This window comes from Bifidobacterium sp. UBA4282, assembly GCF_002394995.1.
Taxonomy (GTDB): domain Bacteria; phylum Actinomycetota; class Actinomycetes; order Actinomycetales; family Bifidobacteriaceae; genus Bifidobacterium; species Bifidobacterium pullorum_B.
Genome location: NZ_DGVO01000012.1, coordinates 1 through 6,652, shown reverse-complemented (window position 1 = coordinate 6,652; position 6,652 = coordinate 1). Strand labels below are relative to the sequence as shown.

Here is a 6,652-nt window from a genome sequence, read left to right as displayed (position 1 = left end):
CGCTGCTGCTGGCCGCCCGACAGCTGGGACGGCATCTTGCCGGCCTGCGAGGCCACGCCGACGCGGTCGAGCAGGTCCATGGCCAGGTCCTCGGCTTCCTTCTTGTCCATATGGCGGACCTTGATGGGCGCAAGCGTCACGTTCTCGAGGATCGTCTTGTTGGCGAACAGGTTGAACGACTGGAATACCATGCCGACCTCAGCGCGCAGGTTCGCCAGCTCCTTGCCCTCCTGCGGCAGCGGCTTGCCGTCGATGCGAATCACGCCCGAGTCGATGGTCTCCAGGCGGTTGATGGTGCGGCACATCGTCGATTTGCCCGATCCGGACGGTCCGACGACGACCAGTACCTCGCCTTTGTTCACGGTCAGGTTGATGTCCTTGAGGACGTGCAGCTTATCGTAATGCTTGTCGACGTGGGACAGTTCGACCAGCGGATAACCGGCGTCCGACCTCCCCGTTGCCAGCGTCTCCGGCTGGCTCATCTGCGTTGTTGCTTCATTCTGTTCTGACATAAATCGTCATTATACCGACGCACCGTTACGAACCGATTGCCGTCGATCTGGTCCGCGCCCGCATACGCGGGAACCCCGGCCGAACGGCCGGGGTTCCAAGCGTTATCGCATGCGAGGAATATCAGTCCTCGTCCTCGTCGGGATCGTAGTCGACGCCGGTTTCGGCGCGCTGCTCGTCCGTGATCGGGGCCGGGGCACCGGTCAGCGGATCGCGGCCGCCGCCGGCCTTCGGGAAGGCGATGACGTCGCGGATGGTGTCGGTACCGGCCAGGATCGAAGCGGTGCGGTCCCATCCCAGGGCGATGCCGGCGTGCGGCGGGGCGCCGTACTTGAAGGCCTCAAGCAGGAAGCCGAACTTCTCGTCGGCCTCCTCCTTGGTGATGCCTAGGACGTCGAGGACGCGATCCTGGATATCGTCACGGTGGATACGGACGGAACCGCCGCCCATCTCCTCGCCGTTGCAGACGATGTCGTAGGAGTCGCTCATCGCGTGTTCGGGATCCTGGTCGAAGGTGTCGATCCAGTCGGCGGACGGCATCGTGAACGGGTGGTGCATCGAGGTCCACTTGGAGTGGCCGACCGCCACGTCGTCGTCATCCTCGTCCTCGGTGGACTTGAACAGCGGGAAGTCCACCACCCAGGTGAAGGCGAAGTCGTCGGGCTTAAGCAGGCCGGCGCGATCGGCAAGCTCCACGCGCACGGCACCCAACAGGTTCTGGGAGGAGGTGCGCGGACCGGCGGCGAAAAACACGGCGTCGCCGTCCTCGGCGCCCACGGCCTCCTTCAGGCCCGCACGCTCGGCTTCGGACAGGTTCTTGGCCACCGGTCCCTTGAGCTCGCCGTCCTCGGCGAACACCACGTAAGCCAGGCCCTTGGCGCCGCGCTGCTTAGCCCAATCCTGCCAGGCGTCGAACTGGCGACGCGGCGTGGCGGCGCCGCCCTTGAAGAGCACGGCGCCCACGTACGGGGCCTGGAACACGCGGAACGGCGTGTCCTTGAAATAGTCGGTGAGCTCGATCAGCTCATTGCCGAAGCGCAGATCCGGCTTGTCGGTGCCGTACTTGTCCATCGCCTCCTGCCAGGTGATGCGCTGGATCGGCAGCTTGACCTCATAGCCGGCGGCCTTCCAGATCGCCGCGATGACCTTCTCGGCCATCGCGATCACGTCCTCCTGGTCCACGAACGCCATCTCCATGTCGAGCTGGGTGAACTCGGGCTGGCGGTCGGCGCGGAAGTCCTCGTCACGGTAGCAGCGGGCGATCTGGTAGTAACGCTCGACGCCGGAGACCATCAGCAGCTGCTTGAGCAGCTGCGGGGACTGCGGCAGCGCGTACCAGGAGCCGGGCACCAGACGGGCGGGCACGAGGAAGTCGCGGGCGCCTTCGGGCGTGGACTTGATCATCGTCGGGGTCTCGACCTCGGTGAAGCCCATCTCATCGAGGGCCTGACGGGCGGCCTTGGCCATGTCGGAGCGCAGCTTGATGTTGCGCTGCATGGACGGACGGCGCAGATCCAGATAGCGGTACTTCAGGCGCACGTCCTCGCCCGGCAGCTTGTTCTCGGATTCGTTCTCGAGTGCGGTGGAGACCTGGAACGGCAGCGCGTCGGACTTGGCGAGGATCTCGATGGACCGGGCCACCACCTCGACCTTGCCGGTGGCCAGATGCTCGTTCTCGTTGCCTTCCGGGCGCAGGCGCACGGCGCCGATCACGCGGACCACGAACTCGCTCCTGAGCGGTCGGGCCATCTCCTCGTCGTTGATGACCACCTGAACCAGGCCCGAGCTATCGCGCAGGTCCACGAAGGCCACACCGCCGTGATCGCGACGACGATCGACCCAACCGGCGAGCGTCACCTGCTCACCGACCAGCGCTTCAGTGACTTCGGTGGCGTGATGTGTTCTGTAAGCCGTCTGGCTCATGCTGCTTCCACTCCTTGAATCTCCACGGTTTGCCGGGCAACCAGCGTATCCGGCTCCCACGACTTGGCATCGGCCGGTTCCTGGTCGCCCGTCACGATGTTCTTGACCTCGTCCACGGCTTCCGGATCGCTCCGGTCCGCAGGGAACCACACGTACGGAATGCCGAGCTTGTCGGCATACTTGATCTGCTTGCCGAGCTTGGCCGCGGTGGGGGCCACGTCGGTGGCGATGCCGCGGGCGCGCAGCCGGTTGGCGATCTCGTTCGATGCGGCGCGGTCCTCCTCGTTCCACACGGCCACCAGCACGGCCGCCGGGGAGATCCGGGAGGCCTTGGCGCCGGCCGTGTGCAGCATGTAGGAGACCAGACGGGACAGACCGATCGACAGGCCGACGCCCGGGTACTTGCGGTTGCCCTGGGAGGCCAGGTTGTCATAGCGGCCGCCCGAGCAGATCGAGCCGAGCGATGCCGCGCCGTCAAGGAACGTCTCGTATACGGAACCGGTGTAGTAATCCAGTCCGCGGGCGATCTTCAGGTCCGCGATCACCGAGCCGGGGCGGATACGGGCCGCCTCGTCCACGATCATGGCCAGGGTGTCGAGCCCCTGGCGGGCCAGCACGTAGGCGTCGGAGTCGGTGGCGATGCCGTGCGCGGCGCACAGGGCATCGAAGCGTTCGGCCAGTTCCGCGCCGTTCGCGGCGGTCAGGTTGGCCAGCTCCAGGCAGGCCGCGGCCTGCGCCTCGCTGGCGCCGCACTCGCCGATGAGCAGCTTGGCCACCTCGTCGGCGCCGATCTTGTCGAGCTTGTCGATCTCGCGCAGCACGCCTTCGATGTCGTTCAGGCCCAGACCACGGTAGAAGCCCTCGGACAGTTTGCGGTTGTTCGCGTGCACGGTGGCCTTCGGCAGGCCGAACTCGCGCAGGGCCTCCAGCGCGGAGACCATCACCAGCGGCAATTCCACCTCATAGTGGTCGGGCAGTTCCCCATTGCCGATCACGTCGATGTCGGCTTGCACGAATTCGCGGAAACGGCCTTCCTGGGGGCGTTCGCCGCGCCAGACCTTCTGGATCTGCCACCGCTTGAAGGGGAAGGCCAGGTCGTTGGCATGCTCGACCACATACCGGCTCAGCGGCACGGTCAGATCGAAGTGCAGGCCCAACCGGTCCTCCACCGGGGTATCGTTCTCCTGACCGACCTCCTGCAGACGGCTCAGCAGGTAGATCTCCTTGCTGGTCTCGCCTTTCTTGAGCAGGCTGGAGCCCGGTTCCACCGCGCGTGTCTCGATGCCGATGAACCCATTGAGCTCGAAAACCTTACGGAGCGTGTCGATGACACGCTGCTCCACAACACGTTCAGAGGGGAGCCACTCTGGAAATCCTGATAGTGATGCACCTTTAGCCACAGTTCCCTATAATACATAGAGGTTGGTGAAAATAACCGGTCGTGGCCGGCTGTTTTCCCGCCCCTCACTTACGACAAGCCTAAGGAGCTGGCCATGGCCGACGAGAATGTCACCACACCCGAGAACACCACCGAAATCACCGAGCAGGCAACGGCGCCCGCTCCCGAGGAGACCGTCGTCGTCGAGGAGACGACCGTCGTCGAGGAAACGGTGGCCGAGGCCCCCACGCCGGCGCCGACCCCGGCCGCGATGCCGAAGCCGCATGCCCCCTCCCCCGCGGCGTTCGCGAAGAAGACGCCGCAGCAGCATGCGCCCAAGCGGTCGACCATCACCTATTCCCAGGCCGACGTGACGGCGGCCGAGGCGTTCGGCCGCGTGGACGACAACGGCACCGTGTTCGTGCGCGAAGGCGATGCCGAACGCGAGGTCGGTCAGTTCCCGGACGCCTCCAAGGAGGAGGCGCTGGCGCTGTACGCACGCCGGTATCTGGATCTGAAGGCCAAGCTGGACCTGTTCGCTAACCGTCTGAAGTCCGCCAACGTCAAGAACCGTGAGATCGACGACACGCTCAAGACCCTGGCCGAGGAGACCGTCGAACCGGCCGTGGTGGGCGACATCGCCGCCATCAAGGCGCAGTTCGAGGAGCTGAAGGCCGAGGCCGCCGCCAAGAAGACCGCCATCGCCGAGGCCCGCAAGGCCGCGATGGACAAGGCCGTGGCCGAGCGCACCGCGATTGTGGAGAAGGCCGAGGCGCTGGCCGCCTCGCTGGGCGACAACACGAACTGGCGTTCGACCGCGGACAAGTTCCGCAATCTCTTCGAGCAGTGGCAGGAGCATCAGCGCACCACCATCCGCATCGACAAGGCGGATGCTGACGCACTGTGGAAGCGCTTCTCCCAGGCCCGCACCACGTTCAACCAGGCTCGCCGCAAGTGGGCGCAGGCCCGCGACAACGAGCGCAACCACGCCCGTGAGGCCAAGGAGGCGATCATCGCCGAGGCCAACGAGATCAAGGACTCGATCGCCTGGGGCGAGACCTCCCGCAAGTTCAACGAGCTGATGGATCGTTGGAAGCAGGCCGGCCGCGCTGGCCGCAACGAGGACGACGCCCTGTGGGCGCGCTTCCGCGAGGCCGCCGACACGTTCTTCAACGCGCGTCAGGCCGACCGCGACCAGACCAACTCGGCCGAGAAGGAGAACCTGTCCAGGAAGGAGGAGCTCCTCAAGCAGGCCGAGGCGCTGGTGCCGGTGGCCGACGAGGCCGCCGCCAAGAAGGCGCGTCAGGCGCTGGCCGCCATCCAGGAGGAATGGGATCAGATCGGCTATGTGCCGCGTGAGGCGATGCACCGCATCGAGTCCCGTCTGGATGCCGTCGACCGTCAGATCAAGGCCGTGGAGGATGCCGCCTGGAAGCAGACCGATCCGGAGGCCGACGCCCGCAAGTCCAGCTTCGAGGTGCAGCTGACCGCTCAGCTCGCCGAGCTGGATGAGAAGATCGCCGCCGAGACCGACCCGAAGAAGAAGGCCGCTCTGGAGGCCGAAAAGGCCACCAAGGAGCAGTGGCTCAACGCGATCCGCTAAGCCCCGTTCCAAACCGGTTTTCACTGGTGTGCCCCCTTAGGGGGGGGGCGCACCTTTTTCATATCCCGTGTCGGTTCTCCGATGCTCGGCCACCAACCGTAGCCTCGTTCGCTGACGGTATGAGGTGGCCCGGTCACCATGGCAGAATCCATGGCGACCGGGCCACCTCCATCACCTATATCGTGTGCACGACGCCGTCCGGCGTCATTCCGTGGGCTGCTCCGATTCCGCAGTGTCCTCGGCAGCGGACGCGGCACCGACGAGCTCGGGTTCCTCGAAACGCTCGCCGCGGAACGTGAACTCGCCGAGGATGCCTTCACCCTCCGCATCCACGACCACGCGCTGTCCGTCTTCGAGCTCGCCGAGCAGGATCTTCTCCGAGATGGCGTCCTCGATGTCGCGCTGGATGACACGGCGCAGCGGACGGGCGCCCAGCAGCGGGTCGAAGCCCTTCTGCGCGAGCAGGTCCTTGGCGGCGTCGGTCAGCTCGAGCGACATGTGGCGGTCGAACAGGCGGTCGTTGAGCTTGTTCACATCCAGGTCCACGATCTGGCGCACCTGCGGTTCGGTGAGCTGACGGAACACGATGATGTCGTCCAGACGGTTGAGGAACTCGGGACGGAACTGCTGCTTGAGCTCCGTGCTCACCTGGTCCTTCATCCGCTGGTAGCTCGACTCGGTGTTCGACCCCAGGCTGAAGCCGGTATTGGCCGACTTGGCGATGTTGCTCGACCCCAAGTTCGTGGTCAGGATGATGATCGTGTTCTTGAAATCCACCTTGCGGCCCTGGCCGTCGGTCAGGTGACCGTCATCCAGCACCTGCAGCAACGTGTTGAAGATGTCCGGATGGGCCTTCTCGATCTCGTCGAACAGCACCACCGAGAACGGCTTGCGGCGCACCTTCTCGGTGAGCTCGCCGCCCTCCTCGTATCCGACATATCCCGGGGGCGCGCCGAACAGACGCGAGGCCGCGTACTTCTCGGAGAACTCCGACATATCCACGCGGATCAGCGCGTCCTCATCGTCGAACAGGAACTCGGCCAGCGCCTTGGCCAGCTCGGTCTTGCCCACGCCGGTGGTGCCGAGGAAGAGGAAGGATCCGATGGGCCTGTGCTCGTTGCTGAGCCCGGCACGCGAGCGTCGCACTGCGTCCGAAACGGCGGCGATGGCCTTGTCCTGGCCCACCACCCTCTTGTGCAGTTCGCTCTCCATCCGCAGGAGTTTCTCCTTTTCGCTTT

The 6,652-nt window shown here is 65.4% G+C and carries 5 protein-coding genes; 1 reads left to right on the top strand and 4 read right to left on the bottom strand.

Translation table 11 applies throughout. From position 1 onward, the window contains the following. From B4C31_RS01400 to hisS, 3 genes are all read right to left on the bottom strand, one after another. Positions 1 to 482, bottom strand: a 482-nt coding sequence (locus tag B4C31_RS01400; protein ID WP_291531045.1) for an amino acid ABC transporter ATP-binding protein, incomplete at its 3' end; no start/stop codon positions are given. 151 nt (positions 483 to 633) lie between these two features. Next, on the bottom strand, positions 634 to 2,433 hold the full coding sequence (gene aspS, locus B4C31_RS01395) for an aspartate--tRNA ligase (RefSeq protein WP_033506522.1): 1,800 nt from the start codon (positions 2,431 to 2,433) through the stop codon (positions 634 to 636). Further along, positions 2,430 to 3,833, bottom strand: coding sequence for a histidine--tRNA ligase (gene hisS / locus B4C31_RS01390; RefSeq protein WP_291531036.1), 1,404 nt, complete (start codon positions 3,831 to 3,833; stop codon positions 2,430 to 2,432). The genes aspS and hisS overlap by 4 nt, the downstream gene beginning before the upstream one ends. Before the next feature lie 93 nt (positions 3,834 to 3,926). On the opposite strand from hisS, the gene B4C31_RS01385 reads away from it, so the two are divergent. After that, positions 3,927 to 5,414, top strand: coding sequence for a DUF349 domain-containing protein (locus B4C31_RS01385; protein WP_291531035.1), 1,488 nt, complete (start codon positions 3,927 to 3,929; stop codon positions 5,412 to 5,414). A 204-nt stretch (positions 5,415 to 5,618) separates the two neighbouring features. Here B4C31_RS01385 and B4C31_RS01380 read toward each other — a convergent pair. After that, positions 5,619 to 6,652: AAA family ATPase (locus B4C31_RS01380; protein WP_291531034.1), on the bottom strand; the 1,034-nt coding region annotated here is incomplete at its 5' end.